The 26,887-nt window shown below is 64.0% G+C and carries 23 protein-coding genes, 1 other RNA gene and 1 pseudogene; 12 read left to right on the forward strand and 13 right to left on the reverse strand.

The genetic code is table 11. From position 1 onward, the window contains the following. Positions 1–114 precede the first annotated feature (114 nt). Positions 115–528 (forward strand): DUF5655 domain-containing protein, encoded by a 414-nt coding sequence (locus tag VC212_RS20635; RefSeq protein ID WP_323526895.1) that lies wholly within the window; start codon positions 115–117, stop codon positions 526–528. 106 nt (positions 529–634) lie between these two features. Here VC212_RS20635 and VC212_RS20640 read toward each other — a convergent pair whose 3' ends face one another. The 3 genes from VC212_RS20640 to VC212_RS20650 form a co-directional block, all read right to left on the reverse strand. Beyond that, positions 635–2,719, reverse strand: coding sequence for a methyl-accepting chemotaxis protein (locus VC212_RS20640; protein ID WP_323526793.1), 2,085 nt, complete (start codon positions 2,717–2,719; stop codon positions 635–637). Then, the gene (locus VC212_RS20645) at positions 2,716–3,129 is read right to left on the reverse strand and encodes a hypothetical protein (RefSeq protein WP_323526794.1); all 414 of its coding nucleotides are present in this window, start codon (positions 3,127–3,129) and stop codon (positions 2,716–2,718) included. The genes VC212_RS20640 and VC212_RS20645 overlap by 4 nt, the downstream gene beginning before the upstream one ends. Positions 3,130–3,699: 570 nt before the next feature. Continuing rightward, positions 3,700–4,137, reverse strand: a complete 438-nt coding sequence (locus VC212_RS20650) for a helix-turn-helix domain-containing protein (protein ID WP_115515067.1) — start codon at positions 4,135–4,137, stop codon at positions 3,700–3,702. 135 nt (positions 4,138–4,272) lie between these two features. Between VC212_RS20650 and VC212_RS20655 the strand changes: the two genes are divergently transcribed. Together VC212_RS20655 and VC212_RS20660 are read left to right on the forward strand one after the other, a co-directional pair. Beyond that, positions 4,273–5,163: an SDR family oxidoreductase gene (locus VC212_RS20655; protein ID WP_055853466.1), complete on the forward strand. Its 891-nt coding sequence runs from the start codon at positions 4,273–4,275 to the stop codon at positions 5,161–5,163. A 765-nt stretch (positions 5,164–5,928) separates the two neighbouring features. Further along, positions 5,929–7,380 (forward strand): OprO/OprP family phosphate-selective porin, encoded by a 1,452-nt coding sequence (locus VC212_RS20660; RefSeq protein WP_323526795.1) that lies wholly within the window; start codon positions 5,929–5,931, stop codon positions 7,378–7,380. A 430-nt stretch (positions 7,381–7,810) separates the two neighbouring features. On the opposite strand, the gene VC212_RS20665 is transcribed toward VC212_RS20660, so the two are convergent. Then, positions 7,811–8,182, reverse strand: a complete 372-nt coding sequence (locus tag VC212_RS20665; protein WP_323526796.1) for a helix-turn-helix domain-containing protein — start codon at positions 8,180–8,182, stop codon at positions 7,811–7,813. Between the two features lie 191 nt (positions 8,183–8,373). On the opposite strand from VC212_RS20665, the gene VC212_RS20670 reads away from it, so the two are divergent. The 3 genes from VC212_RS20670 to VC212_RS20680 all read left to right on the forward strand — a co-directional run bounded on the left by VC212_RS20670 (position 8,374) and on the right by VC212_RS20680 (position 10,767). Continuing rightward, positions 8,374–9,357, forward strand: a complete 984-nt coding sequence (locus VC212_RS20670; protein WP_115515064.1) for a zinc-binding dehydrogenase — start codon at positions 8,374–8,376, stop codon at positions 9,355–9,357. Positions 9,358–9,993: 636 nt separating this feature from the next. Beyond that, positions 9,994–10,070: non-coding RNA, sX9 sRNA (locus VC212_RS20675), on the forward strand. A gap of 64 nt (positions 10,071–10,134) precedes the next feature. Next, a complete protein-coding gene (locus VC212_RS20680) occupies positions 10,135–10,767 on the forward strand; it encodes a dihydrofolate reductase family protein (RefSeq protein ID WP_323526797.1) in 633 nt (210 codons plus the stop codon). Between the two features lie 177 nt (positions 10,768–10,944). On the opposite strand, the gene VC212_RS20685 is transcribed toward VC212_RS20680, so the two are convergent. The 3 genes from VC212_RS20685 to VC212_RS20695 all read right to left on the reverse strand — a co-directional run bounded on the left by VC212_RS20685 (position 10,945) and on the right by VC212_RS20695 (position 13,616). Then, complete coding sequence (locus VC212_RS20685) at positions 10,945–11,943, reverse strand: NADP-dependent oxidoreductase (RefSeq protein ID WP_323526798.1); 999 nt, start codon at positions 11,941–11,943, stop codon at positions 10,945–10,947. A 58-nt stretch (positions 11,944–12,001) separates the two neighbouring features. Further along, positions 12,002–12,862 carry an oxidoreductase gene (locus VC212_RS20690; RefSeq protein ID WP_323521067.1) on the reverse strand — a complete coding sequence of 287 codons (861 nt, stop codon included), beginning with the start codon at positions 12,860–12,862 and terminating at the stop codon, positions 12,002–12,004. Positions 12,863–13,022: 160 nt separating this feature from the next. Further along, complete coding sequence (locus VC212_RS20695; RefSeq protein WP_323526799.1) at positions 13,023–13,616, reverse strand: TetR/AcrR family transcriptional regulator; 594 nt, start codon at positions 13,614–13,616, stop codon at positions 13,023–13,025. A 604-nt stretch (positions 13,617–14,220) separates the two neighbouring features. Here VC212_RS20695 and VC212_RS20700 point away from each other — a divergent pair. Both VC212_RS20700 and VC212_RS20705 read left to right on the forward strand, forming a co-directional pair. Further along, positions 14,221–15,156 carry an NAD(P)-dependent alcohol dehydrogenase gene (locus VC212_RS20700; protein ID WP_323526800.1) on the forward strand — a complete coding sequence of 312 codons (936 nt, stop codon included), beginning with the start codon at positions 14,221–14,223 and terminating at the stop codon, positions 15,154–15,156. A gap of 1 nt (position 15,157) precedes the next feature. Then, positions 15,158–15,856, forward strand: a complete 699-nt coding sequence (locus VC212_RS20705; protein WP_115552682.1) for a YafY family protein — start codon at positions 15,158–15,160, stop codon at positions 15,854–15,856. A 101-nt stretch (positions 15,857–15,957) separates the two neighbouring features. Here VC212_RS20705 and VC212_RS20710 read toward each other — a convergent pair whose 3' ends face one another. Further along, positions 15,958–16,695 carry an SDR family oxidoreductase gene (locus VC212_RS20710; RefSeq protein ID WP_323526801.1) on the reverse strand — a complete coding sequence of 246 codons (738 nt, stop codon included), beginning with the start codon at positions 16,693–16,695 and terminating at the stop codon, positions 15,958–15,960. A 371-nt stretch (positions 16,696–17,066) separates the two neighbouring features. On the opposite strand from VC212_RS20710, the pseudogene VC212_RS20715 reads away from it, so the two are divergent. Further along, a pseudogene (locus VC212_RS20715) lies at positions 17,067–17,237 on the forward strand (porin); the annotation flags it as partial. A 151-nt stretch (positions 17,238–17,388) separates the two neighbouring features. On the opposite strand, the gene VC212_RS20720 reads toward VC212_RS20715, so the two are convergent. The 3 genes from VC212_RS20720 to msuE all read right to left on the reverse strand — a co-directional run bounded on the left by VC212_RS20720 (position 17,389) and on the right by msuE (position 20,204). Continuing rightward, positions 17,389–18,420, reverse strand: coding sequence for a methionine synthase (locus tag VC212_RS20720; RefSeq protein WP_323526802.1), 1,032 nt, complete (start codon positions 18,418–18,420; stop codon positions 17,389–17,391). 28 nt (positions 18,421–18,448) lie between these two features. Beyond that, the gene (locus VC212_RS20725) at positions 18,449–19,432 is read right to left on the reverse strand and encodes a DUF1852 domain-containing protein (RefSeq protein WP_311239168.1); all 984 of its coding nucleotides are present in this window, start codon (positions 19,430–19,432) and stop codon (positions 18,449–18,451) included. A gap of 160 nt (positions 19,433–19,592) precedes the next feature. After that, the gene (gene msuE / locus VC212_RS20730) at positions 19,593–20,204 is read right to left on the reverse strand and encodes an FMN reductase (RefSeq protein WP_323526803.1); all 612 of its coding nucleotides are present in this window, start codon (positions 20,202–20,204) and stop codon (positions 19,593–19,595) included. Positions 20,205–20,301: 97 nt separating this feature from the next. Here msuE and VC212_RS20735 point away from each other — a divergent pair, with 97 nt between their 5' ends. The 3 genes from VC212_RS20735 to VC212_RS20745 all read left to right on the forward strand — a co-directional run bounded on the left by VC212_RS20735 (position 20,302) and on the right by VC212_RS20745 (position 24,350). Further along, on the forward strand, positions 20,302–21,216 hold the full coding sequence (locus tag VC212_RS20735) for a LysR family transcriptional regulator (RefSeq protein ID WP_323526804.1): 915 nt from the start codon (positions 20,302–20,304) through the stop codon (positions 21,214–21,216). Positions 21,217–21,235: 19 nt separating this feature from the next. Continuing rightward, a complete protein-coding gene (locus tag VC212_RS20740) occupies positions 21,236–22,123 on the forward strand; it encodes a methylenetetrahydrofolate reductase (RefSeq protein ID WP_323526805.1) in 888 nt (295 codons plus the stop codon). 274 nt (positions 22,124–22,397) lie between these two features. After that, a complete protein-coding gene (locus VC212_RS20745) occupies positions 22,398–24,350 on the forward strand; it encodes a choice-of-anchor X domain-containing protein (RefSeq protein ID WP_323526806.1) in 1,953 nt (650 codons plus the stop codon). A gap of 242 nt (positions 24,351–24,592) precedes the next feature. On the opposite strand, the gene VC212_RS20750 is transcribed toward VC212_RS20745, so the two are convergent. Beyond that, complete coding sequence (locus VC212_RS20750) at positions 24,593–25,732, reverse strand: MFS transporter (protein WP_323526807.1); 1,140 nt, start codon at positions 25,730–25,732, stop codon at positions 24,593–24,595. 145 nt (positions 25,733–25,877) lie between these two features. Then, a complete protein-coding gene (purU, locus tag VC212_RS20755; RefSeq protein ID WP_055853506.1) occupies positions 25,878–26,729 on the reverse strand; it encodes a formyltetrahydrofolate deformylase in 852 nt (283 codons plus the stop codon). Between the last annotated feature and the right edge of the window lie 158 nt (positions 26,730–26,887).

The raw sequence follows: 26,887 nt of genomic DNA on the forward strand, positions 1-26,887 counted from the left end.
AACTCAACACCAGCCTGCAGTTCATCCATTTGGCCTTCCTGGCGCTATTACTCAAAAGATCGTGAACAGGTTCTTAGACGCTCTTGATTCAGACATTCATCGGTGAAGACGCGCGTGTGGGCATGCCCCAACTGCAATCGCCAGTTCACTCGAACGAATCAGCGCCACGCGTGCGGAACAGGCGATCGACGCGAGATCTTGCGCGGCAGGCCAGCCGATCTGGTGGAGCTGTATACCGCGCTGGAGACGTTCATGACCGCGCTTGGAGCAGTGGAGTGTGTCACGCGGGAGCGGTATGTCCTCTTCCGCAGCTGCAAGGTTTTTGCGGACGCCACCATCATGACAGACGCGATCCGCCTTGCTGTCCACCTTGGGCGACGGGTGGACCACGCGATGTTCATTAAATCAGTGACAGATGGAAAGCAGGTGACTCAGATTGCGAAGCTCTACACACGGGCCGATTTTGAAGCCATAAAAACGTTTTTGCACGAGGCGTACGAGCATTCGATTGCTTCGCGCACACTCTAGAGGTCTCGTGAAGCCAACCCACTCGCAAGTCTGCGTTACTGATCGGCGCTTGCTCGACCCTGCTGCAGCCCGACACCGACGACGGTGCCGGGCTGGATCGTTCGCTTCAGGCAGCGCGTTTGGCGCAGTCATCGAATGCATCGGCAACAAACGCACTCACCGCATCTTCCAGCTGTGCGGCGTGATCGCCCATCGCGCGTGCGGCAGCACTGGCGTCCTGCATGCGGGTGACGCCGTCGCGCATATCGGTATCCACGTCGTTAAGGGTGTGATGCACCTGCGCAATGCTGCCCGCCTCCTGTTGCGAGGCGATGGCAATCTTGCTGAGCGTGCTGCTGACCTGGCCGATGGTGGCCACAATGTGCTGCATGCCTTCGCCAGCGTCGCGCACCTGCTGCACGCCTGCCTGCATGTGCGTGACCGACTCGCCGATCAGCATCTTGATCTGGCTGGCGGCGGTGGACGAGCGTAGCGCCAGCGCGCGCACCTCGCTGGCGACCACTGCAAAACCACGGCCTTCGTCGCCAGCGCGCGCGGCTTCGACCGCAGCGTTCAAGGCCAGGATATTGGTCTGGAACGCAAGGCCGTCGATCACCGAGATGATGTCCTGGATGCGGCGCGATGCTTGCTCCATCTGCTGCATGGTGCCCATCGCCTGTTGCATGGTGTCGCCGCCATTACGTGCGGCCTCCGATGCGGCGGCAGTGAGTTTGTCCGCGTCCGCTGCCTGGGCGGTGTGTTGCTGCATGGTGCCGAGCACCGCCTGCATCTGGGCAGCGGTGTGGCCCAACGTGGCCGACTGGCGCTGCACCTGCTGCTCCAACGCATCGTTGCGGGTGAGGATGTGGCCGGCCGCATGATTGATCGCGCTGCTTGAGCTGCGGATCTGCGCAATGATGCGGGCCAGTTCATCGGCGGTGGCATTGGCATCGCGCTTGATCTGCTCGAACACGCCTTCGCACGGGCGATCGATGCGTTGCGACAGATCGCCGCGCGACATCGCCCCCAGCATCTGGCGCATGTCCTGCAGGCTGTCGTCGGTGATGGCGAGGAAGCGGTTGACGCCGTCGGCCAGCTGGCCGAGCGTGCCGCCGTTGGCATGCCCGTGCAGGCGCGCGCCCAGTTCGCCGCGCGTGGCCTGTGCGATAACGGTTGCCAGCTGCTCTTCCAGCATCAGGTCCTGGGTGCGGTCCTGCCACTCCACCACCACGCCCAGCGAACTACCGTCATGATCGTGCACCGGCGTGATGTTTTCCTGCAGCTGCAGCGCAGCGAGGGCGCGCGTTCTGCTGGTGCCGGTGGCATGCCCCAGCTGCACTGCATCGGCCAACGCGGTCTCCAGGACATCGGCATCGACATGCGTGCTCAGTTGCTGGAACGACTGATTGCGGTAGATGGCTGCACCCTGCCCGTCGACGATGGCCACTGCCATCGCCGAGGCGTCCAATGCCAGACGGATGCGGCGGTTTTCCAGCAGTAACTGCTGTTGCTGCGCGATGCGTTCTGCCACCTGCACGCTCATCCGCACCAGCGCTTGCGCCAGCGACCCGCTGCGGAACGTCTGCTGCATGATCGCCGGCGGCAAGGTGGCACCGGTCGCCAGGGTGTCGGCCAGTTCCGCCAATGCATCGGCTTCGTGATCCAACGCATCGACCTGGCGCCGCAATTGAATGGCCATCACGCAGACGAAGGCGGTTTCCACGATCACGTAGCCAGCGTGCAATAGCACGATGCCGAAGCCGCTGCCGACAGTGAAGGCCTGCACCGGCATCCCGCGCGATTGCAGCCAGTAGAACGCAAGATGGTGCACGGCGATGGCGCCGGCGGCGACCACCACCGGTAGCCAGTCGCGGTAATACAGCAACAACGCCAGGATCACGAACACGCCGAAGTGCATTTCCACCAGACCATGCGCTTGCTGGATGGTGGCGGCGACCAGAGCCATCAGCACCAGCGCGTTGGTAATCCGGGTCAGGCGCGTGCCGGGGTTTGCATGCACCTGCCAGGCCATCAGCAGCAGGCTGGGCAGCGTGACGGCGAGGAAGGTGGTCCATTGGCCCTGGCTCCAGGCCAGGACCAGCGAGCCGGCACTCTGCAGCACCGCCAACCACAGGAACAGCCGGTCGGCCTTGATGGCCAGACGCGTGGCGTAGTTGGAGGTCGGCGGCGCCGATGCGGACAGTTCCATCATGACAGCGACTCCACGGCACACGGACAAGGGGACACCACTGCGGCACTTGCCGCGCGGTTTAGAACTTCAGGCAGCCAACGCGACCACGCCGCCGCACCCGCAGTGCCGCACACCGCGCCACCGTCTGAGGGGCCGGCATAGCGCGGCTGACCATCGGCGCCGAGCAGCCACACGGCGTAGCCGCTGCCCTGCAGTGCCGGGCTGTCGAGCAGCCGCACTTGGCCGCCGCGGGCGCGCACGGCGGCGCTGAGCACGGCCCAGGCGTGGTCTGATGCGAGATCGGTGCAGGCGCAGGCGCCGACGACGCCGATCAACATTGGCGCTGGCTGTGCGGCCGGTAGGCCCGCCTGCACCTGTGCCCAGGCACTGCTCAGATCACCGGCTTGCGCGCGCGGAGTTGTCCAGGCCACGGCAATCCAGCCGCACCATAGTGCGAGCAGGGCGATGCCCAGGGTACGTCGCGATGCACAAGACAGGCTGCCGAGCACAGGCATAGAGGAGTGGCTTCGCGAGATAAGGTGAGCCCTTATCGGACGCGCCTGCGTGCGCTTGAGCCAGCTTGCGATTGAAGTTTGCGATGGGAGCGATAGGCGGGAGCTTGGCCGTTGCGCTGCAAGCGTTTGCCATCGAATCTACCCATCCCGCGGCGATCAGGCATTTAGCTGAAACGCGATTTTGTGAGCACAAGTTCACACTATTGCAGCTGCCCGCAGCAGGTCGTCAACGCCGCCGAGACGGGCGAGGTGGCATCGCCACGCCTCCGCAACTTGCCGGATCACTCCAGCTCGGCGGCCGTGAGCTCATCGGCGCAACACCCCCGACCGCCTGCCGTGCGCCACCGGACGTCAGCGGTGGCAACACGGCGGGCAATCGGAGCGGCGGGCGGACTGCCTATGCCAACCGCACAGACACGCGCGTGGCGACGACCATCGTTTCCACGCCACCAACACCGCGCCGGCCGTCAGCGCGGGTAAGCCCGCCTATGCATGCGCCATCGCTTCGTCGGCATCCAACGCGGGCAACGGCTGTTGGGCGCGATCGAAGCGCTCGCGTGCGGCGCGGATGCCGGCATGGTTTTCGCCTGCCCAGTTGAGCAGTTGCGAGACCGGGCCGAGCAGGGCGACGCCAAGCTTGGACAGTGCGTATTCCACGCTGGGCGGCTTGGTGGCGTAGACCTTGCGGGTGATCATGCCGTTGCGCTCGAGGTTGCGCAGGGTCTGGGTCAGCATCCGCTTGGAGATGTCCGGCACGGCGCGCTGGATGGCGCTGAAGCGGGACGGGCCGGGGATCAGCGTCAACAGGATCAGCAAGGTCCACTTGTCGCCGATCTGATCGAGCACATCGCGCACGGGGCACTTGGTGGCATCGAAGGGGCCTTCCAGGGACGGCGGCGGTGGGAACAAGGCAATCGCATTCACGGGGGTATCTCACAGTAACCAGGGGGAGTAAAACTGCCTCCTTGCGAAGGACCGGGCGGTCCTGACAATAGGCTCGCTGACCACAAGGTCTAGATACTAGACCAAACCTCTTCTCTAAACCTATTGGAGCTCCACATGGCACATGCCTCCCCCCTGATTCTTGTTACCGGCGCCAGCGGACAGCTAGGTGCACTGGTCGTCGACGCGCTTCTGGAACATGTGCCTGCCAGCCGCATCGTAGCAACGGCCCGTGATACTGCGTCACTTGCCGAGTTCGCAAAACGCGACATCACGGTGCGTCAGGCCGACTACGCCGACCCGCACAGCCTGGACCTGGCCTTTGCGGGCGTCGGCCGGGTGCTGCTGGTGTCGTCCAACGCGGTGGGCGCACGCGTGGAGCAGCACCGCAATGTGATCGACGCGGCCAAGCGCGCCGGGGTGGAGTTGCTCGCCTACACCAGCATCCTGCGTGCCGACACCAGCACGCTGTCGCTGGCCGAAGAACATGTGGTCACCGAGGCGCTGCTGCGCGAAAGCGGCGTGCCGCATGTGCTGCTGCGCAATGGCTGGTACACCGAGAACTACACTGGCTCGATCGCGGCCGAAGTGGCGCACGGCGGGGCGATGGGCAGCTCGGGCGAGGGCAAGCTCAGCACCGCCACACGTGCCGACTATGCGGCAGCTGCCGCAGCGGTCCTGGCATCGGATGCGCCGCAGGCCGGGCAGGTCTATGAGCTGGCCGGCGATACCGCCTTCACGATGGCCGAGTACGCAGCCGAGCTATCGCAGCTGGCGGGCAAGCCGGTGGTGTACCACGACCTCCCGGAAGCCGACTACGCCGCGGCGCTGGTGCAGGTGGGCGTGCCGGCCGGCTTTGCGCAGGTGCTGGCGCAGTGCTCGGCCTCCTCGCGCGGCGGCAGCCTGTTCGACGACAGCCACACCCTGAGTCGTTTGATCGGCCGCCCCACCACGCCATGGCGCGACACCGTGGCGGCGGCGCTGGCGGCGGCACAGCCGGCAGCCTGAGCCAAGGAGTCCGGCCGTCCGCGAGACGCAGCGATGCGTGTGGCGGCCGGTGAAGACAAGCAACGCCATGCCCGTCGGGTGTGGCGTTTTTTTTGGCCTGTGCCCGTGCGCTGCAGATGACGCGCTCGGTGCGGACTGACTGCGCACGGCGATAGCGCTGGCCGGGCGTGACGCCGTGTCCTTGCCGATTGCGCGGCACGGATGCCGCCACCGAGCCCCAAGGGACGGGTTCACCGCGTGTCCCGCGAGCGATGAGGGCACCGTGCATTCGACCCTGCACTCACTGACAGGCGCTCGCTCGGTTCTGTTAGCCGCTGTCATTGGCGAGGTGCCACCAGCCCCGCTCGACGAGCGCATTCCTCAATCTTGCCGACTGTTCGACTGTTCGACCGTCACGGTCAACGTGCGTGCCAGGCGTATCGCTGCACGCAGCGCCTGCTCAGGCGGGTGGGCCACGCAAGAATCAGTGCATACGTTACGGCCGCCAGGGGCCCCGCCATAGCAGGGCCGCCACCGCTTCTCGACACAGCTCGCGTCGCCGGACTGACATCTACCGGACACGCGGTTGACACAGTCGCCCGTCGGATAACGGCCCGGATGTCACCAAACTGACATCAAACCTAAATATAACTGCACCCTATCGCTGCTACGGCAGCAGTGCGGAGCGCCATGACGGTGCCCGGCGTCCGGCCGCACGCGCCCTATGCCAGGGCGCTTCGACCGGCCACGCCACCGCCGCCCAGTTTCCCTTGCCGAGCCGGATCCATGAAAAAACGCAATCTCGCCACCGTCCTGTGCGCCCTCAGCGCGACCGCCAGCGGCAGCACGCTGGCCGCCGAGCTGGAGTTGTACGTCGACCGCAAGACCAAGCAGATCTTTGCCGAGCCGGCACCCGGGCGCGACAAGCTGGGCACCTTTGTGCAGGTGGACGAAAACGGCAAGCTGCCCGCATCGGCGATGCCTGCCGCGCCGGCACAGACGCTGCCTCCGGCACCTGGCGCAACCGTGCCGGCCGACACTGCCATCGCACAGGCCGCCCCTGCACCGGCGCCAGCCGCCGCACCGGCCAAGGCCGGCGATGTCGGCAAGAAGTGGTACGACAAGCTGAGCCTGCGTGGCTACACCCAGATCCGCTACAACCAGGGCATTGGCGGCGATGCGCAAGACTTGCGTGCGCCGGGCGATCGCTTCATCGGCAACGACCAGAGCCTGGGCATCCGGCGTGCGCGCCTGGTGCTGAGCGGCGATCTCAACGAGCACGTGTCGCTGTATTTCCAGCCGGATTTCGCCAGTACCCCGACTGGTTCGACCACCTCCAACTTCGCGCAGCTGCGCGATGCCTACGCCGATATCTTCTTCGACAAGAAGCGCGAGTACCGCGTGCGTGTGGGTCAGTCGAAGATGCCGTACGGCTGGGAAAACCTGCAGTCCAGCCAGAACCGCCTCACCCTGGATCGCGCCGACGCGCTCAACTCCGGCCTGCGCGACGAACGCGATATCGGTGCGGTGTTCTATTACAGCCCCACCGTGGCCAAGGGCCGCTTCCAGGACCTGGTCAAATCCGGTCTGAAAGGCTCGGGCGATTACGGCGTGCTGGGCGCGGGCGTGTACAACGGCCAGGGCGCCAACCGCGCCGAGCGTAACGACGGCATGCATGCGGTGGTGCACGCCACCTACCCATTCAAATTCGCCAACGGCCAGTATCTGGAAGTGGGCGCCGATGCCTACGCCGGCAAGTTCATGCCGACTGCGGCAGCGGTGAACATCGGTGGCCGCAGTTTCACCCCGGCCATCACCGACCCCAACGGCTATACCGACCAGCGCGTTGCCGCGCACGTCATTTACTACCCGCAGCCGTTCGGCTTGCAGGCCGAATGGACGGTGGGCCGCGGACCGGAGCTGGATGTGGCACAGCGCCGCATCCGCACCCGCTCGCTGAGCGGCGGGTATGTGCAGGCGATGTTCAAGCACGACTTCAACTACGGCACCTTGCTGCCGTACCTGAAATGGCAGACCTACCGCGGCGGCTCCAAGTTCGACACCAATGCGCCGCGCATGCGCCTGGACGAAGTGGAAGCCGGCGTCGAATGGCAGCCGATGGACGCGCTGGAATTGGTGTTTGCGTATTCGAAGATGAAGCGCACCGACGTCACCACGGCGCCGTATCCGGTGGTGGAAGGCGATCTGCTGCGCTTGCAGTTGCAGGTCAACTACTGAGTCACGCCATCCGCGGCCACGCCGCGCGCACCAGCGCAGCAGTGGGCGTGATGCAACGCTGCGGTGCTACGACTGCAAACGCCCCGCCCTGTGCGGGGCGTTTGCATAACGATGCTGCGTGTTGTGGTGCAGATGTGCTGGTACGCCCCTGCAATGCGATGCCTGCACAACGTTGAGGGCAGTGGCGGTTGTTGCACGTCAAGACATCGCGCTGTGCGACCCTTTGTGCGGCAGCGACATGTCGAGGACACGGTGTAAGCACTGCACTACCTTGCGGTTGTCCGCGCGTGCCAGGCTGGTGCAAGCGCGGATCGTGCGCCACTGCGTGCGCTGCGATGCCGGTGTCATCCAGCATCGCAGCGTGACTGTCTGCCACTGAGGTGCACATCGCAACGCAAGCGCGTCCTGTCGCCTGTCTCGGGACCAACGCTTACGCTGCTTCGCGGTCGAATGCCTCACGCGCTTGCTCGATCGCGTGCTGGTTATCCAGCGTCCAGGCGCATAGCAATTGGATTGGTTCTTTCAGACGCAGGCCGAGCGGAGTGATGCAGTATTCCACCGCAATCGGCGAGCGCACGATGACCGTGCGCACGATGATGCCGTTGCGCTCCAGCCGACGCAGGCACTGGGTCAAGGCTTTTTGCGAAACGCCTTCGAGATTGCGCTTGATCGCGTTGAAACGCAGCGGCGTCACCAGCAGGCAGGCCAGCACCATCACCGACCATTTGTCTGCCAGTTGCTCCAACGTCTCACGGCCTGGGCAATCGAATTTGAAAGCGGGTTGCAGCATCGCTGTGTTCATTGCAAGTGTCTCGTGGGATACCTGGTGGATAAGTGGTGCCTGATTGACATCAGGTTTATAGAATATACCTTGTGATGCATCCCGCGACGACCGGCTGCACAGCCTCTCCCCGGGACAACATCTCCTGCCGGCACTCTGGTTGCGGCAGGCGTCTCTGGCCATTCGGCCCCCTGACCCAGCGAGCATGCATCATGAAGGCAGTACGGTTTCACCAGCACGGCGGCACCGACGTGCTGGTCTATGAAGAAGTTCCGCAGCCGCAGCCCGGCAATGGCGAAGTGCTGATCAAGATCGAAGCGGTCGGCCTGAACTTTGCCGACGTCATGCGTCGACGCGGCGATTACATCGAGGCATCGCCACTGCCGTACACCCTCGGGATCGAGGTGGCCGGTACGATCGCCGCGCTCGGCGAAGGCGTCACCGGGCTGGAGGTGGGCATGGCCGTGCTGGCCACGCCGGGCGTGGGCGGCTATGCGCAATACATCGCCTTCCCCGCCGCGTTGGTGGTGCCGTTGCCGCCGGGCGTGAGCGCGGTGCAGGCCGCCGCAGTGGTCGCGCATGGGCTTACTGCCGGTATCGCGTTGCGGCAAGCCGCGCGACTGGCACCGGGCGAGACGATATTGATCGAAGCGGCGGCCGGCGGTGTGGGTTCGTTCGCGGTGCAACTGGCCAAACTCTATGGCGCCGGCAAGGTGATCGCTGCAGCCAGCTCGCCGGAAAAACGCGCACTGGCCGAACGCCTGGGCGCCGATGCGTCGGTGGACTACACCGCACCCGGCTGGTCCGAGCAGGTGCTGGCACTGACCGATGGACGCGGCGTGGATGTGATCCTGGAAAGTGCCGGCGGCGACAGTGTGGGCGAAGGCCTGGCGGCATTGGCACCGTTCGGGCGCATGGTGTTTCTGGGCCAGTCCAGCGGCAAGACTGCATTGATCGACCCCTGGCAGCTCACGCTGAAGAACCACACGCTGACCAGCTTCTACATCGGCGGCTACCAGGCCCAGCCCGGACTGCTGCAGGAGGTGCTGGGCGAAATCATGGGCTTCATCATGACCGGCAAGCTGGCCCCGCAAATCGGCACGGTGTTGCCGCTGTCGCAGGCCGCGCAGGCGCACCAATTGCTGGAAAGTCGCCAGACCACCGGCAAGGTAGTGCTGGAGCCCTGGGCCGAGTAACCGCGACAGACAAAACGACCGCCCCGGCAATCGGGCGCGGTCGGCGTCGGTAAGCGCCATGCACCGGGTTGCGTGGTGAGGCCCGCAACCGGGCTTCAAACCCATCGCGAGATTGGATGGATTTGAAGGCATGCACGGCATCACTGCTGGTCACACCACACGACACCCGCAGCGGCCATCGAATCGGCGGTCACTGCGGGTGTTGCACGTTGCGCGTTTCAAAATGCACGTCTACATGCCGCACCGCGCGATGGCGCTGCGGCCAGTGCTGGATCGTTGCGCTGCGGCCGGCCCTACCGGGCGCACTTGGCATCAGCGGCAGCAACTCGTTTGCGGTTAGCCCCCTAAGGCGCGGGTAACGACACCGTGCAGCACGCCACAAGGACGCAGGCATGGAGCGGTTGGCAACCCGCCGACATGCGCAGGCGTTGGAGTACGACGCATCGCGTTTCTGGTGATTTCTATCTTCCGTAACGGAAGACCACTGGCCTGCAGATGTGGTTGCATCAGCGCTGTACCAGGCGAAGACTGCGCATGGTGGGGACTAACAATGCATGCAAGCAGACGCAACTTAAGAGCAGCTAACAAAAGGACTGTGCTCACCGCCAGGCGAGCGCGGCCGATATTCGGCGCGGCAGGTACCACGCGTACAATCCGGTTCTGAACGCGCCGTCCACACCCAGCTGACGACTGCTCGCTTCGGTTTATTAGCCGCTCTTAGCGGGTCGAGATGAATTCGGATGTTCTGCTGCCCTCAGACGCGTCACAGGTGAAATCATGAGCAAGGTATTCGTCAGCATCGGCCTTAGCCTTGATGGCTACATGGCGCCGGAAGGGATGACCATGGACGATCCCGAGCACAAGAACTGGGGAGCCAAGTGGGGCGCGATGATGGGTTGGCTGATCACAACGCAGTATTTCCGCGAGAACGTGCTCAAGCTCGCATCGGGTGGTGACACCGGCCTGGTCAACGACCTGGTCCGCAGCACCTTCGCGCGTATCGGCGCCAACATCATGGGCAAGCGGATGTTCGACCAAGGCGAGGTTGCCTGGCCAGAGGAGGCTCCGTTCCACACACCGGTCTACGTGCTGACCCACGAGAAACGCGAGCCCTGGGTGCGCCCCGGCGGAACGACCTTCCACTTCATCAACGACGGGCCGGAACATGCGCTGGAACTGGCTCGCGAATCGGCTGGCAGCCGTGATATTCGAATTGCCGGTGGAGCGGATCTGATCCAGCAGTATCTGAGCTTGGGCGTTGTCGACGAGCTGGAGATTGCGTTGGCACCGGTCTTATTCGGCGGCGGACGACGACTGTTCGAACACCTTGGCGAGCCCGCGACACAATTTCGTATCGACAAGGTTCTTGATGGACCTGCGGCCACGCACCTGCGCTATGTGCGGCAGTGAGCTGAGGCCTGGCTCATCCACTTAGGTGCGAGGCGCCAAGGCCCCTCTTATTGCAAACGCTCACTCCGCACATAGCGCAGACGCAAACGGGGTGGGCACCCTGCCCACCCCGTTATCGTTTTCGAAGCACGGCCTTATCGCTGTCACCGATAAGGCAGCACCACGCGATCGCCGCTGCTACAGCGTGACCACGACCTTGCCTTTGACGCGGCCGCTGTCCACCTGCGCGAGCGCTTCTTGCGCACGTGCGAGCGGATATACCGTATCGATCACCGGGCGCAGCACGCCGCTGTCGAGCAAACCCGCCAACGTGCGCAGCTGCGGGCCGTCGCCGCGCATGAAAAGGAAGGTGTACGACACTTGCCGCTGCCTGGCCTGCGCGCGCACCTTGCGGCTGAGCAGGCGCATTACCAGCTTGAGCGGAAACGCCAGGCCAAGTTGCTGCGCAAATGCCGGCGTCGGCGGGCCGGTCAGCGAAATCAATACACCGCCGGGCTTGAGCAGTTGCAGCGACTTGAGCAGCGTCGGCGTATCCAGGCTGTGCAGCACCACATCGTAATCGCGCACCAGCGCCTGGAAGTCCTGCCGCTTGTAGTCGATCACCAGATCGGCACCCAACGATTTGACCAGCTCCACATTGGCAGTGCTGGTGGTGGCAGCCACGTACGCTCCCAGATGCTTGGCCAGCTGGATCGCGATGGTACCCACACCGCCGGAGCCGGCATGGATCAACACCTTCTGACCCGGTTTGAGCGCGGCGGTTTCCACCAGCGCCTGCCAGGCGGTCAGGCCGACCAGCGGAAACGATGCGGCCTGCTCCATGCTCAGGCTGGCCGGTTTGTGCGCGACCACCGCTGCATCGATCGCCACGAACTCGGCCAAGGTACCGATGCGGCCGGGTTCGATCTTGGCGAACACCGCATCGCCAGCTGCGAAATCGCGCACTGCGGTGCCGACCTGCGTCACCACGCCGGCCACATCGTTACCCAGCACGAAGGGCGTCTTGAACGGCAGCAGCATCTTGAATTCGCCATCGCGCACCTTGGCATCCAGCGGGTTCAGGCTGGCGGCGCTGACCTTGATCAACACATCGTTGGGGCGAAGCTGGGGCATCGGCATCTCGCCGATGCGCACCAGGCCATGTTTCTTGTACTGGTCGACAATGACGGCTTTCATGCGTGTTCCCCACAGGCGCGTGCCCACATCTTGGCATCGGTGCGATCAATCGTGTGCATCATGCGCGTGCTCCGGCAGCAGCCGAGCCGTTGGCGCGGGCTGGAGATGCAACCTGATCCAGCTTGAGTTCCTTGCGCAGCGCATTGCCGAGCATGCGGTTGGGCAACAGGCGACGCAGCAGGCTCATCTGCTTGGCCACCTTGCCGGCGGTGTAGCGCACCTTCGGTTGCGGATCCTGCGCTGCCTTGAGCACCACCTCGGCCACCACGCTGGGCGCATCGGCCTTTTGCATCACCTGTGCGACGTGTGCGGCCAGATGCGCGCGCATGTCCCGATAGATCTCCAGCGGAGCATCCGGCTGCAACGAATTGGCGTCGAACGGCGTCCTGGTGTAGGCCGGCTCGATCACCGACACCCGGATACCCCAATCGCGCAATTCGTGATCCAGCGATTCGCTGTAACCCTCGACGGCGTGCTTGCTGGCCACATACATCGCCGTATACGGAATCGGCACCAGCCCCAGCACCGAGCCGATATTGAGGATGCGCCCGCTGCCTTGCTTGCGCATCTGGCCGATCACCGCATTGCTCATACGCACGGTGCCGAAGAAGTTGGTGTCGAACACCGACTGCGCCTGCGCGATGGAGCTCTCCTCTGCCGCGGCCGGTGCAACGCTGAAGCCGGCATTGTTGACCAACAGGTCCAGGCGGCCTTCCTTGCGCAGCAAGGTATCGATGGCGGTGGCCACCGACTCGTCGTTGGTGACATCCAGCGACAGCATCTGCACGCCGGGCGTGCTGGAGCGGCCACCGCGGCGGCTGGTGCCATAGACGGTGTAGCCGGCCTTGGCCAGGTGGGCGGCGGTGGCTTCGCCGATACCGGAGGAGGCTCCGGTGACGAGTGCGATCTTGCTGTTCATGGGTGTCTCTGTCTCGAGTGATGGGTGCCGGCAAGCCATTGAGGGGCTGCCGTCGCACGCGGTGGTGGTGGAGAGCCGCGGCTGCGGCGGACTACGATCTGTACGTCTAAAATATTACGAACATCATATTTTTAAACAACGATCAACCTGAGCGTTTTGCTCAGGCTGCGCCGAAGTGCTCGAGTGCCGCCTCACGCATCGCGGCCGACAATGCGGGGTCGTCCACGGCACGCGCCAGCATCAAGGTGCCGGCCATGGCGCAGACGGTCACCAGCGCACGTGCATGCGCTTGCGGCGTTCCCCAGTCCGGCGATTGGCGCGCGGCTAGGTCGATCATTTCCTTGATGCGACGCGTCGCCACCTGGCGCACCGCCGGTGCCTGACGCGGCATCTCCGAACCCAGCGCGGCGATCGGGCAGCCGGATTCGACGTTCTTGACGTGCCCATCGGACAGATACGCCCGCATCAGTGCCTGCGCCGCCTGCTCCGGCGGCACGGCGGCAGCGATCTGCGCAGAGTTGGCCACCGTCTGCGCGCCGGCATGGTCGGCAGCCTCGGCAAGCAGCGCATCGCGCGAAGAGAAATGCGCGTAGAAGCCGCCGTGGGTCAGGCCGGCCTCTTTCATGATGTCGGCCACGCCGGTGCCGTCGTAGCCGGTGCGCCGGATCGCACGCGCAGCGACTTCGACGATGCGTGCATGGCTGTCGGCCTTGCGGCCTGACGATGCGCGGGAGCGTGACGAGGTCTTTTTCATGATGGTCATCATACATAAGATCGGTCGCGATGGAAGCCGCACCGGCGGCTGTCCGACGAGCGGTAGAACACGGGGCGCCGCCCGCTTTCAGGACCCAGCGGCACCGCGACAGCACAGACAAGGGAACGGGAATGGCAGTCGCTCGCTTCGATGGAGCGCTGGCCTGGCAGCGCGTGCGGCTGTCTGACAGACCGAGTGGCGAGGTCGGCTCGCGCGGGTCGGGCTGCGCGGGCATGCCGTCAAGTCACCCGATGCCGGCGCTAGCGACGGCGGTTGCGCACCAGCGATCTGGCGAAAAGCATGGTGACAAAATCTGTCACCACCGCTTCCTAGACTGGGCGCCCACTCCGAGGAATGTCCTGGTGACCATCTTCAGCCGCTCCCGCCCGACCGACCCTGCAGCTTCAAGCGCGCTCGATACCCACGCGCCCACACTGATGCCCTCGCGTCCGGTCACGTTTGTGTTCCGCAACGCTGGCCGGCCTTTTGTTGGCCACCGAACCGGACCTGCCGCCCACCCCGGCAACCCAGTGGACCGACGACACGTGCTTCTCGCCTGCAAGGTCACGTCCACACGTGCCGCTGCCACCGGAGCACTGCGCCAATGAAGCGTCTTCAATACAACCGATATGGTGGCCAGGACGTCATGCAGCTGGCCGAGTTCACGCTTGCTGCGCCGGCAAAAGGCCAGGTCGCAGTGAAGGTGAAGTACGCCGCGATCAACCCGGTCGACTGGAAGATGCGCAACGGCGTCATGAAGATCGTGACCGGGCGGACCTTTCCACGTGCGATGGGCATGGATCTGTCGGGCGTGGTGCTCGCGGTGGGCGAAGGCGTCACCCGCTTCAAACCCGGCGATGCGGTGTTCGGCCTGGCGCGCTTCAAGGAGTGCGGCGCATTGGGCGAAGCGGTGATCACCACCGAAGAGAGCCTGGTCAAGAAACCCGATAACGTCTCCTATGAAAACGCTGCGTGCCTGGGTACACCCGGGGTCACCGCGTGGAATGGTCTGGTCGACAAGGCGGCGCTGAAGAAAGGCCAGCATGTGTTCGTCAACGGCTGCGCCGGCGCGGTGGGCGAAGCGGCGGTGCAGCTGGCGCAGCTCTTGGGTGCAACCGTATCCGGGAGTTGTAGCGCGGGGTCGATGGAGCGGGCCAGATCGCTGGGCCTGAAACAGGTCTACGATTACAGGGTGACCCGACCGGAAGACATCCATGAGCGCTTCGACGTGATCTTCGACACCTCGGCCGTCATGAAAGCTGCTGCGGGATTGGCGTTGTTACGCGACAAGCGCGGCAGCTTCCTGGATCTGGAACCCGACCTGGGAAAGTTCGTCCGCGCCGTGATGGACCGCCGCTTCAAGCTGGTGATCGGCAAGCCGTCCAGTGCCATCCTGGCTTACCTCGCCAGCGCTGCGGAAGCCGGAACCTTCGGCCTGCCGATCGGCGAGATCGTTCCGCTGGAAGGTGCCATCGGCTTGATGAATACCCTTGAATCCGGCCAGAAACGTCCGGGCAAGGGCCTGGTCAGAATGGACTGACATGTCGCGTAGCCAGCGCCTGTTCGATCTCTTGCAAGTGTTGCGTCGACACCGGGGAACCGTGTCCGGCAGCACGCTCGCACAAGAGCTTGGCGTCTCGTTGCGCACGATCCGGCGCGACATTGCGACCTTGCAGGCGATGGGTGCCGATGTCGAAGGCGAAGCGGGCGTGGGCTACATCCTGAGACCAGGCTTTGTGCTTCCGCCGCTCTCCTTCACCGAGGAAGAAATCCGCGCGCTGGTCACCGGCGCGCAGTGGGTCAGCAGCCAGAGCGACGATGCAATGACGCAGGCAGTGCAGAACGCACTGGCAAAACTCGACGGGGTGATCTCGCAGGAGGTGCGCCTGGCGCTGGACGACAACGTGCTGTACATCAGCCGGGCACGGCGGCCAGAAGCAATCGTCGACCTTGGAAAAATCCGCAAGGCGCTGCATGCGCAACGCAAGTTGCGAATCGGCTATACGAGCAAGACCGGGGTGATGTCGGAACGCACGATCTGGCCGATCATGCTGGGCCTGGTCGACGCACGGTGGCATATCGCCGCGTGGTGCGAAGCGTGCGGCGATTTCCGCATCTTCCACGCAGACTCTATCGACAGGATCGATTATCTGCAGGAGCAGTATCAACGCAATCGCCGCCAACTGGTGAAGCAATGGCGGGCTAGCGCTGGCAATCCATGCAAGCAGAGCGATTGCTGAGCGCTTGACCTGCAGCGGCGACACCAATCGCCATCGTCGCCAAGACGTCGCTGGTGGCGTTGTGCAACATGCAACAACCACCAGCGACATCACCCAACAACCTAGCGGTGATTCATCCGCTCGAACAAGGCGTCACCCAACCGACGGGTGTCGGCCGAGATCCCGATCAGCACCTCGTCCTTGCCGGCTTCCAGCTGGGCAATGGCCTCTTGCGCAAACTGCTCGGCAGACATCATGGTGCGCGCTGCGGTCCCTGCACTGCGCGTGCCGCCACCTAGCCCGGTATCGACGATTGGCGGGGCGATCTCGATCACGCGCACGGTACTGCCTTTCAACTGGTGACGCAGACTCAGGGTGAAAGAGTGCAGCGCCGCCTTGCTGGCGCAATACACCGGCACATCGGCCATCGGCGAGAACGCCAGCCCCGAGGTGATGTTGATGATGGCCGCGTGCTGTTGCTGCTGCAGCAACGGCAGCAGCTCGGCAATCAGATGGATCGGCGCGGTCAGGTTGATGGCAATTTCCTGATCGAGATGGGCCGCAGCATCGGTGCCGGTGAAATCGCGATGCTGTTGCACACCGGCATTGTTGATCAGCACGTTGCAGTGCGGATGGTGTGCCTGCAACCAGTCCACCAGTGCACGACGACTCGCCGTGTCGGTGATGTCGCAGACCTGGGTGATCAACGCTGGCAGCGTGTCCTTGGCCTGGCGTAACGCCGCGGCGCTGCGCCCACAGATGATGACGGTGTTGCCCTGCTCCACCAGCGCGCGAGCGAGCGCAAAGCCAATGCCGGTGGCACCGCCGGTGATCAAGAGGGTGTGTGAGGTGAGTTGCATGCGCAATATCCTTCCAGGGTCAGTGGAGGCGCGCCGATGATGGGTCGTGAGAGATCACCGGGCACACCTCGTTCCGGCAATGCCGGTCTCGGTGTCGCGGATACCCTCAGCGGGAGAGCTTGCCACCCGGATCGGATGGATGACCGGGCTACCATCCGGCCTGCACTCTTTCGACCCCGCAACTGTAGCCATGCCATGCAACGCAGGCAATTGCGCGGGACGCAGTGACGTACGCAGGTTCAGCGTCGGCACTGTGTCGGCCACGCTCAACGCGCGCGCTCCGCTGGCCGGCTACGTCGCGATGGCGCGCTGTCATCAGGCCGACGACGTGGACGTGCACGCCGCAGGCAATGACCAGGTGGTTCGCCCCCAATGCGCCGCGCCTACGCCCGGACGCTGTGGGAGCCGCTGTGCCATGACAATCGATGGACGCGCTGGAGCTGGTGTTGGCGTACGCGAAGATCAAGCGTAGCGACGTCTCGGCCGCACCGTTTCCGTTGATCGAAGGCGACCTGCTGCGGTTGCAGTTGCAGATCAACTATCGCGTCCTGCAACCCGATGAAAGACATCGCGCCCGCGTGTGCGGGGGCGCGATATTGTTGCGTCGCCGATATCGGTCACCCGTTGCTTCGGCAGGATGGAGCGCGCCTCGCCCCACTCCCCCGGCTGCCGATCAACGCAAGCACCAGCGCGCTACCGCGCTGCCAGTTCTGCACGAATGATCTCTGCGCCTGCACTGAGGGCAGAGAGTTTGCCTCTCGCGATGTGTCGGGCGAGAGGCGCCATCCCGCAGTTGGTGGACGGGTAGAGCTTGTCGGCATCGACAAAGCGGAGCGCCTTGCGCAGCGTATCGGCCACTTCCTGCGGTGTTTCGATCGTGTTGCTTGCCACGTCGATGGCGCCGACCATCACCTTCTTGCCGCGGACGAGTTCGATCAGATCGATCGGCACGTGCGAGTTGTGGCACTCCAGCGAGACGATGTCGATCGTGGATGTCTGCAGCTTGGGAAACGACTCTTCGTACTGACGCCACTCCGAGCCCAGGGTCTGCTTCCAGTCGGTATTGGCCTTGATGCCGTAGCCATAGCAGATATGGACGGCGGTTTCGCATTTGAGCCCTTCGACCGCCCGTTCGAGGGTGGCAATACCCCAGTCGTTGACCTCGTCGAAGAAGACATTGAAGGCCGGCTCATCGAACTGGATGATATCCACGCCGGCAGCTTCGAGCTCCCTGGCTTCCTGGTTGAGGATCTTGGCAAATTCCCATGCCAGCTTTTCGCGGCTTTTGTAGTGCGCATCGAAGAGGGTATCGATCATCGTCATGGGGCCGGGCAGCGCCCATTTGATCGGCTGCCGGGTTTGCTGGCGCAAGAACGTTGCATCGTCGACGAAGACAGGCTTGGGGCGGCTCACCGCGCCCACGACGGTCGGTACGCTGGCGTCATAGCGATTGCGAATCCTGACGGTCTCACGCTTTTCGAAATCGACACCACTGAGGTGTTCGATGAAGGTGGTGACGAAATGTTGGCGGGTCTGTTCGCCGTCGCTGACGATATCAATGCCGGCGTGCTGCTGTTCCTGCAGCGACAGGCGCAATGCGTCCTGCTTGCCTTCGATCAGTTCGTCGTCCTGCAACTTCCAGGGCGACCAGAGTTTCTCCGGCTGCGCGAGCCAGGAAGGCTTGGGCAGGCTACCGGCGGTGGAGGTGGGGAGCAGCTTGTTCATGATGGGCGATGTCTTGGGTTCTGGTTGATCAGAGCGCGTGGCCGGAGGCCCACTGCGCGAGAAGATGTCCGTAGGGCCTGATGAAGTGCTCTTCGGTGAATTTCCCCTGCGTCACCGCGAGCTGACTGCGCTCTTGCCGGTCGTAGACGATCTGGGTCGCCGAGTAGTCCTGATGCGTCAGGCTCGGCTGGTAGATGGCCCCCGCTGCGGAATTGGCGTTGTAGATTTCCGGCCGGTAAATCTTCTGGAACGTCTCCATGGTGCTGATGGTGCCAATCAGCTCGAGATTGCTGTAATCGCCCAGCAGGTCGCCAAAGAAATAGAACGCCAGCGGGGCCACGCTGTTGGCAGGCATGAAGTAGCGCACGGTCAGGCCCATCTTCTCGAAGTACCGATCCGTCAATGACAACTCGTCCTGCCGGTACTCGATGCCCAGGATGGGATGCCGGTTTCCCGTCCGGTGATAGACCCTGCTGCTGGAGACACTGATGCAGATGACAGGCGGCTTGGCGAAACGCGCGCTGTACGCGTCCGAGTTCACGAAATGCTTGAATAACTGTCCATGCAGGCTGCCGAAATCGTCCGGAATGCCGAATGCGGACCGGTCCTGATTGTGGGCCGGCAGCAACACGCTGAAATCGTAGTCGCGTACGTAGGAGGAAAAATTGTTTCCTGCGATGCCATCGATGCGCGCACCGGTCGTTCTATCGAGAATGTTGGTCTTCAGTATCTCGATCAACGGAAACTCGTCGCCCCGTTCGCTCCCGGCAACCATCATCTCCACCGAGATGATGTCGAGTTCCACAGCATAGCGGTCGCGCCTTGAGTTATCCCAGTGCGCCAGGTCGTTGAAGCGGTTGTTGATCATCGCAAGCGTGTTGCGCAAGTTTTGCTGGCGACGCTCGCCCCTGGCCAGGTTGGCGAAGTTCGTCGTGTTGCGCGTATTGCCCGCGGGACGGTAGTCCTCGTCGAAACGGAGGCTCTTGATGCCGAAGGTGAATTCTTGAGTCATTGCGAGCTGACGCCTTGTTTCCGAGATGAGACGAGCGCGTGGCCCTGCACAGGCAGTGATGCGCGCTGGAGGGACGCCGGGAATGCGGATCGGCAAGCGATCGCCGGCTGATCCTGTGGCCGGCAAGAGGCATTGCGGCCGGCCTTGGGCCGAATGGCCCTCAGGCGGCGGCCACGTTTTTTTCTGCGGCATTTTTTTCCGCGGCGATCGCGTTTGCCTGCTGCGTCAAAGCGATCAGCGGCAGTGCGCGCTGCACCGCCAGCTTGGCGCGCTCGGCCAGGGCCTCGTTGTGCACGCGGTAGTCCAGAAAGTCGCGGTCGGTGGCGTAGACACCCAGCGGCAAGGTGCGTGCCTGGAAGAAACTGAAAAGTGGCCGCAACTGGTGATCGATCACCAGTGCATGGCGTTCACTGCCGCCGGTGGCCGCCAACAGCACGGGCGTGTCGATCAAGGCATCCTGATGGATGAAGTCGAAGAAGTGCTTGAACAACCCGGTAAAGGAACCGCGATAGACCGGCGTGGTCACCACCACAATGTCGGCCTGCTCCACGGCTGCAAGTTCCTGCTCCACCGTTGCGGGCAGCTGCGAACGCCAGAGCGCACCGGCGAACTGCGGCGCCAACGCCCCGAGTTCGACCAGATGCTGCTGGCACGGCACTGCGTCGGCGATCAAGGCCAGCAGATGCTCGGCCAGGGCGACGGCCTTGGAGGGACGTTGCAGCCCGCCGGAGACGGCGACGACACGGAGCGGGTGTGGCACGTTGACAGTCATGCGGGGCGACCTAGAACGACGAGCCCTGATGCTAGGACTCGCATTCGATGAAGTAAAATGGTGTTATTTCAACAATCCATGAATTCGGATCATCTGAATGCTTGAGCGCATCCATCTCACCATCGTCCAGCAGGTCGAGCAGCAAGGCTCGCTGACGGCCGCCGCAGGCGTATTGAACCTGACCCAGTCGGCGCTGAGTCACAGCATGAAAAAGCTGGAACAGCAGCTGGGCACCGACGTCTGGCTGCGCGAGGGGCGCAGCCTGCGCCTGACCCAGGCCGGCCAATACCTGCTGGCGGTGGCCAACCGGGTATTGCCGCAACTGGATCTGGCCGAAGACCGTCTGGGACAGTTCGCGCAGGGCGAACGCGGCGCGTTGCGCATCGGCATGGAGTGCCATCCCTGCTACCAGTGGCTGCTCAAACTGGTGGCGCCCTATCTGGCCACCTGGCCGGATGTGGATGTGGACGTCAAGCAGAAGTTCCAGTTCGGCGGCATCGGCGCACTGTTCGGCTACGAGATCGATCTGCTGGTCACGCCCGACCCGCTGTACAAGCCCGGGCTGCGGTTCGAGCCGGTGTTCGACTATGAGCAGGTGCTGGTCGTGGCCAAGGGCCATGCGCTGGCGTCGGCGGCCTACGTCAAGCCCCAGCAGCTGACGCGCGAAGTGCTCATCAGCTATCCGGTGGACCTTGACCGCCTGGACATCTACAGCCAGTTTTTGTTGCCGGCCGGTGTCACGCCCAGGCGCCACAAGGCCATCGAAACCACAGACATCATGATGCAAATGGTGGCCAGTGGCCGCGGCGTGGCCGCCATGCCGCGCTGGCTGGTGGAGGAATACGCCTCCAGGATGGATGTGGTGCCAGTGCGGCTGGGTGCGCGTGGTATCCCCAAACAGATCTTCCTGGGCGCACGCGAGGCAGATATCGCCATCGACTATCTGCGCGCCTTCATCGAACTGGCCCGCCAGCCTGCCACTGGCACCGCAACGACATCTGCAGCCCACTGAGACAGGACGACAAGACCCCTTGATTGATGCCAAGACGCCCGGCGTCGCCAGCACCACCACCAACGCCATCACCGACGCCTATTCGCTGGAAGTCAGCGCAAAAGACATTGCCGGACTGGCAGCCGCGGCGCCGCGGATCATGCGTGGCGCAACCATTGCCATCCCCTACCTGCCCAATCAGGACGACGACGCGCGGCTGGCTGCGGCTCGGCGGGTGCGCACCCTCGGCTTTCAGCCGATGCCGCACCTGTCCGCGCGCCGCATCGCTTCGCGCGACGCGCTGCACAGCTTCGTCAGCCGCGCCGTCGATGAAGCCGGCGTTGAGCGCTGTCTGGTGATCGCAGGCGATCCGCCTGCTCCGCTCGGGCCGTTTGCGGACAGCGTGTCGCTGATCCATACCGGGGTCTTTGAGCGCTTGGGTATCCAGACCATCGCCGTGGCGGGACATCCGCAAGGGCATCCGAGCATGCCTGCCATCGATCGATGGGATGTGCTGGAACGCAAGTGTCGCAGCATCGCCGGGCGCGGCATGGCGCCGCTGATCGTCACCCAATTCGCGTTCGATGCCGACATCGTGCTGACGTGGTTGCAAGCGCTGCGCGCGCACGGCATTGAACATCCCGTGCGCGTGGGCGTTCCCGGTCCTGCTGGCGTGGCGGTGCTCGCACGCTATGCCGCACGCTGCGGTGTCGGCGCATGCACAGCGATGCTGTCCACGTACGGAATCTCGCTCGGCAAGCTGTTGGGCACCGCAGGGCCGGAGCGTTTTGTGGATCGCCTGGCCACTGGCCTTACCGAAGCGCATGGAGACGTCAGCCTGCACTTCTACCCTTTCGGCGGGATCGCACAGACTGTCGCGTGGGTGGAGCGCTACCGCTCCAGCATCGCGCGAGTCAGGGCGGACTAACACCCGCCTAATTCAGCGCCGCACATCGACTGCAGACCTCAGACTTTTATCAAGCAATGCGTTGTGGCCTCGACATGTCCACGACCCAGATCACAGTCTGTAATTTCTATTTCTGACGTTTTGTTTGCTACGCGTGAGGTGCTGCAGCGCACAGCAGACCTGTCACAAGTGCGAGGTATAACCATCGGCGAATCGCGGCGAGGGGGCGCTGCATCCGATGCCGTTGCCCTGCGTGGCGGCATTGCATCCGCAACGTCCAAGGAGAGATGTCGCCATGCCCAAGCCGTCATTGCTATCGCTGATGTGCACCCTGTCGCTCGTATCCCTGCCGCTGGCGGCGGCCGAGTTGCAGCCCAAATTGCTCGCTGGCCCACCGGAGGAGTTCGCGCAGATGCGCGCGCCCGACCCGGCCGAGACGGCGATCCTGTCCAAGAGTGCATTGCTGCCGGTGGAGCTGACGCCCGCAGGCACTGCGGCGCGCTGGCAAGGCACGCTGCCAGTGGAAAACGGCCACCTGCGTTTCATGGTGCTGGCGGGCGAGCAGGCGTGGGATGCAGCGGTGAGCGCGCCACGCGTTGCCGGCGCGCGCGCCGCTGCTGCTGCCCCCCACGTGCAGGCACAACGCACGGTACTGGGCAGCGCAGAAAGCGGCACCAGCGGCATGCGCTATGCCGTGGACACTGCTCAAAACGGCGATTGGTCGCTGACCCTGCAATCGGCATCGCCGGTGGCGCAGCGTGGCTATGTGCTGATGGAAGGCGATGCGCGCACGCAGCTGGCTTCGTATCCGCGCGACCGCCAGCAACTGGTGGGCAAGTCGCTCACGCTCAACGCCATGCTGAGTGGCAGTGACGCGCGTGGTGCGACCTTGCTGGCCGGCCAGGCCGGGCAGATCGACGACGCCAGCCTGCGCGTGATCGACCCGCAAGGCGGCGTGCGCGTTCTGCCGATGGCCGACGATGGTGCGCACAACGATGGCGCCGCCGGCGACGGTGTATATGGCGGCAACTTCCAGCCAACGCGTGAGGGCACCTGGATCGCGCAGGTGATCGTGCGTGGCCACGACCAGGCCGGGCAGGCATTTGTCCGCACCAGCGAACACGTGCTGCCGGTGCTGGATACCGCGTTGCGATTGATCGGCAATGCGCTCAGCGCACGTGCTGCCGAAGGCACGCGACTGACCGTGGCACTGCCGGTGGCCGCACGCGGCAATGCGCCGTCGCACTATCGCGTGTTCGGCCAGGTGTGGGGTACCGATGCCAAGGGCAAGGACGTGCCGGTAGCGTGGATCGGCGGCATGCTGACGCCGCAGCAGGGGCAGTTACCGCTGAGCCTGGACGAACGCTGGATCGCACGTGCCGGCGCGCGTGCACCGTTCACGCTGCGTGGGTTGCGTATCGAAGACCCGGACCACTACATCCCGTTGGTGCAGGCCGGCACGCTGCCGTTGCAGGTGCCCGCGTTGCGACGCGCCAGCATCGCGCGGTCCAGCGCTGCCATCGACGACAGCATGCGCATGGGGCCGCGTCCGTCGACGCTGGCCACCGCGATGGCACAGCCGCAGGCGGCCGGGTCGCAGTTGGTGCTGGTGCACGGGTACTGCTCCAACGGCGTGTGGCCGCAGGCGCAGTTCACTAATGCCTCGACGTTTCTCGATGCCAAGCAAAATCGCAGCAACGACCAGTTCGCACAGCGCATCGCACAGTTCGCCAGCCAGTGGTCGTCGTTTTCCACCGTGGCGCACAGCCAGGGCGGCATGGCCGCACTGCATCTGTATGCGTATTATTGGAGCGGCCTGGATAACGCCACCGGTGGGCGCGTGATGCAGTCGGTGGGCACGCCCTACCAGGGCACCAATCTGTCGGGCGTGCTTGCTGCGGTGGGCTCATGGTTCGGCGTGGGCTGCGGTACCAACACCGACCTTACCTACGACGGCGCCAAGGCCTGGTTGGCCGGTATTCCCGCCGACGCGCGCGCCAAGGTCAACTACTACACCACCTCCTTCGCCAAGACCAACTGGTACACCAACGACTACTGCAACGCCGCGTCCGATCTGATCTTGAACGACCCCGAAGACGGCACCGTGGAGCAGGTCAATGCGCAGCTGCCGGGCGGCGTGAATCGCGGCCACACCACCGGCCAATGCCACACCACCGGCATGCGCGACCCCGCGCAGTATCTGGATGCAAACCGCAACGCGGTGATGAACGCCAACGCGGCGCGGTGATGCAGTTCTAGCGGTATGCAATGCGATGGCCGGCGTCTGCGTCGGCCATCGCGACATGCCTGGGAACACGTGGCGTGTTGCATGTATTGATTCTCTCTCGCCTAAGCGCGGCCAACACCACTCCTACGGCTTTGAGTATTTACCCACCGAGGCGTAATCCACGCTCCGCTCTTGGTAGGAACGTGCCTATGCGCGACACATTACCGACAACCCACCAACGACAGGCGGATGACGCCCAACACTCACACCTTCAACCACCGCGTGGAAATCGCCACGCCCACCATCAACACCGCAACCCCGATCAAGGCACCGACCAGGCCGATGCCGTGGGCGGCGAACCCGATCAATGCCGGCCCGGTCAGAATACCGGCGTAGCCCAATGTCGTGACTGCGGTGATGGCGATGCTCTCCGGCATGCGCGTCTGGTTGCCGGCCAGCGAGAAAAGGGCCGGCACTATATTGGCGCACCCCAGCCCCACCAACACGTAACCGCCCAACGAGGCCTGCCACGGATTCACCAGCGTTAGCACCAGAAAACCCACACTGGCCAGCAGCGCGCCAAGCACGATCGAACGGATGCGTCCCAGCCGCTCCACCACCGAGTCACCCAACAGACGGGTCACCGTCATGGTCAACGCAAACACCACATAGCCCAGGCCGGCGATACTGGGGTGGACCTGGTGCACATCCGCCAGGAACACCGAGCTCCAGTCAAGAATGGTGCCCTCGGCAAGAAACACCACAAACGCCAGAACGCCGATAAACAGCACGATACCCTTGGGCAGCGCGAGCAACGGCCCCTGCTGGGAGATACGCTCGGCACGCCAATGCCGAACGGACAGTGCACCGACAAGCAGCATGGCAATCACACCGGCGATCGTAGCGCTCAGCGGACCAATGCGCGCCGACAACAGCAGCGTCATCGCACCGGCACCGACAAAGCCGCCGATGCTGAAAAACGCATGAAATCCCGACATCATCGCGCGCCTGGCATCGCGTTCGACCACCACCGCCTGCATGTTCATCGCGCAATCCATCGCGCCCACGCCGGCGCCAAACACGAACAGCACCGCGCCCAGCATCCACGGGTTGGCGACAACGGCCAGAAACGGCAGGCTGATGCAGATCAATGCAGCCGTCACCGCCATCACCATGCGAAAGCCGAAGCGCGCTGACAGGGCGCCGGCCAGCGGCATCGCCAGAAACGAGCCTGCGCCCAGGCACAGCAGGATCAACCCGAGCGCACCATCGTCCACGCCGGTTCTGGCCTTGGCGAACGGCACCAGCACCGCCCAGATGGCTGCAGCAAAGCCGGGAATGAAGAAGGCTGCGCGCGTGGCGTATTGCTGCGCGCGAGCGCTGGAGCTAGGTGCAAGCGACATGCAAACAATTCCAATGGGAGCGGCGAACGGAAACGGCGACGGGGTCGCCAAGCCGGCGCTCGCTGGTTGAAACATGGCATGACCACTGCTGCACCACGCTTGCTGCAATCGTCCCTGTCCGATGGGATGACACGCATCACTATCGCTAGCGAAACACCACCGTGCGATGGCCGTTGAGCACGATGCGATGCTCGACATGGCGTCGCACTGCACGCGCCAGCACCAGCGATTCGGTGTCGCTGCCCAGGCGCACCAGATCGCGTGGGGTCATGGCGTGGTCCACGCGGGCAACGTCCTGTTCGATGATCGGGCCTTCGTCCAGATCTTCGGTGACGTAATGCGCGGTGGCGCCGATGATCTTGACCCCACGCGCGTGCGCTTGGTGGTACGGCTGCGCGCCCTTGAAGCTAGGCAGGAAACTGTGATGGATATTGATCGCGCGCCCGGCCAGCGCGCGGCACAGGCCGGGCGAAAGAATTTGCATGTAGCGCGCCAGCACCACCAGATCGATGTGCAGGTCGTCGACCAGCGCGAGCAGCTGCGCTTCCTGCTCGGCGCGCGTGTCTGCGGTGACCGGCAGATGATGGAAGGCAATGCCGTAGGACGCGGCCAGCGGTGCGAAATCGGCGTGGTTGGAGACCACCGCGACGATATCCACCGGCAACTGCCGGCTATGGGTGCGGAACAGCAGGTCATTGAGACAGTGGCCTTGCTTGCTCACCAGCACCAGCAGCCGCGCGCGACGGCGCGCGTCGTGCAGCTGCCATTCCATCTCAAACGCGTTGGCCAACACCGAAAACTGCTGCTCCAGGGTGGCGATGTCGGTTGATGGCGGTTTGTCGAAATGCACGCGCAAGAAAAAGCGGCCGCTTTCGTCGTCACCGAATTGCTGGGCGTCGAGGATGTTGCAAGCCAGATCGAACAGCAGCCCGGTGACGCGGTACACGATACCGGTGCGGTCGGGGCAGGACAGCGTAAGAATGTAGTCGGAGCGCATCGGCGCAATGATAGCCAATGCATGACACCGCTGGCGCAGTGCTTGCGTTGGTAACTTTTACACTGCGACGTGGTGCAAACGTCGGGGCAGCTGCACTGCAGGTATGCGCGATGGCGTGTTGCCTGCGACGCGCTCGGCTCAGCCGATCAGCGCACTGC

Source organism: Xanthomonas sp. WHRI 8932A, from assembly GCF_035012785.1.
Classification (GTDB): Bacteria; Pseudomonadota; Gammaproteobacteria; order Xanthomonadales; family Xanthomonadaceae; genus Xanthomonas.

Coding starts and splice junctions, on each gene's coding strand:
- VC212_RS20640 (WP_323526793.1), bottom strand. CDS start 2,719: ATGATGGAACTGTCCGCATCGGCGCCGCCGACCTCCAACTACGCCACG.
- VC212_RS20655 (WP_055853466.1), top strand. CDS start 4,273: ATGGCACATGCCTCCCCCCTGATTCTTGTTACCGGCGCCAGCGGACAG.
- VC212_RS20660 (WP_323526795.1), top strand. CDS start 5,929: ATGAAAAAACGCAATCTCGCCACCGTCCTGTGCGCCCTCAGCGCGACC.
- VC212_RS20665 (WP_323526796.1), bottom strand. CDS start 8,182: ATGAACACAGCGATGCTGCAACCCGCTTTCAAATTCGATTGCCCAGGC.
- VC212_RS20670 (WP_115515064.1), top strand. CDS start 8,374: ATGAAGGCAGTACGGTTTCACCAGCACGGCGGCACCGACGTGCTGGTC.
- VC212_RS20680 (WP_323526797.1), top strand. CDS start 10,135: ATGAGCAAGGTATTCGTCAGCATCGGCCTTAGCCTTGATGGCTACATG.
- VC212_RS20685 (WP_323526798.1), bottom strand. CDS start 11,943: ATGAAAGCCGTCATTGTCGACCAGTACAAGAAACATGGCCTGGTGCGC.
- VC212_RS20690 (WP_323521067.1), bottom strand. CDS start 12,862: ATGAACAGCAAGATCGCACTCGTCACCGGAGCCTCCTCCGGTATCGGC.
- VC212_RS20695 (WP_323526799.1), bottom strand. CDS start 13,616: ATGAAAAAGACCTCGTCACGCTCCCGCGCATCGTCAGGCCGCAAGGCC.
- VC212_RS20700 (WP_323526800.1), top strand. CDS start 14,221: ATGAAGCGTCTTCAATACAACCGATATGGTGGCCAGGACGTCATGCAG.
- VC212_RS20705 (WP_115552682.1), top strand. CDS start 15,158: ATGTCGCGTAGCCAGCGCCTGTTCGATCTCTTGCAAGTGTTGCGTCGA.
- VC212_RS20710 (WP_323526801.1), bottom strand. CDS start 16,695: ATGCAACTCACCTCACACACCCTCTTGATCACCGGCGGTGCCACCGGC.
- VC212_RS20720 (WP_323526802.1), bottom strand. CDS start 18,420: ATGAACAAGCTGCTCCCCACCTCCACCGCCGGTAGCCTGCCCAAGCCT.
- VC212_RS20725 (WP_311239168.1), bottom strand. CDS start 19,432: ATGACTCAAGAATTCACCTTCGGCATCAAGAGCCTCCGTTTCGACGAG.
- msuE (WP_323526803.1), bottom strand. CDS start 20,204: ATGACTGTCAACGTGCCACACCCGCTCCGTGTCGTCGCCGTCTCCGGC.
- VC212_RS20735 (WP_323526804.1), top strand. CDS start 20,302: ATGCTTGAGCGCATCCATCTCACCATCGTCCAGCAGGTCGAGCAGCAA.
- VC212_RS20745 (WP_323526806.1), top strand. CDS start 22,398: ATGCCCAAGCCGTCATTGCTATCGCTGATGTGCACCCTGTCGCTCGTA.
- VC212_RS20750 (WP_323526807.1), bottom strand. CDS start 25,732: ATGTCGCTTGCACCTAGCTCCAGCGCTCGCGCGCAGCAATACGCCACG.
- purU (WP_055853506.1), bottom strand. CDS start 26,729: ATGCGCTCCGACTACATTCTTACGCTGTCCTGCCCCGACCGCACCGGT.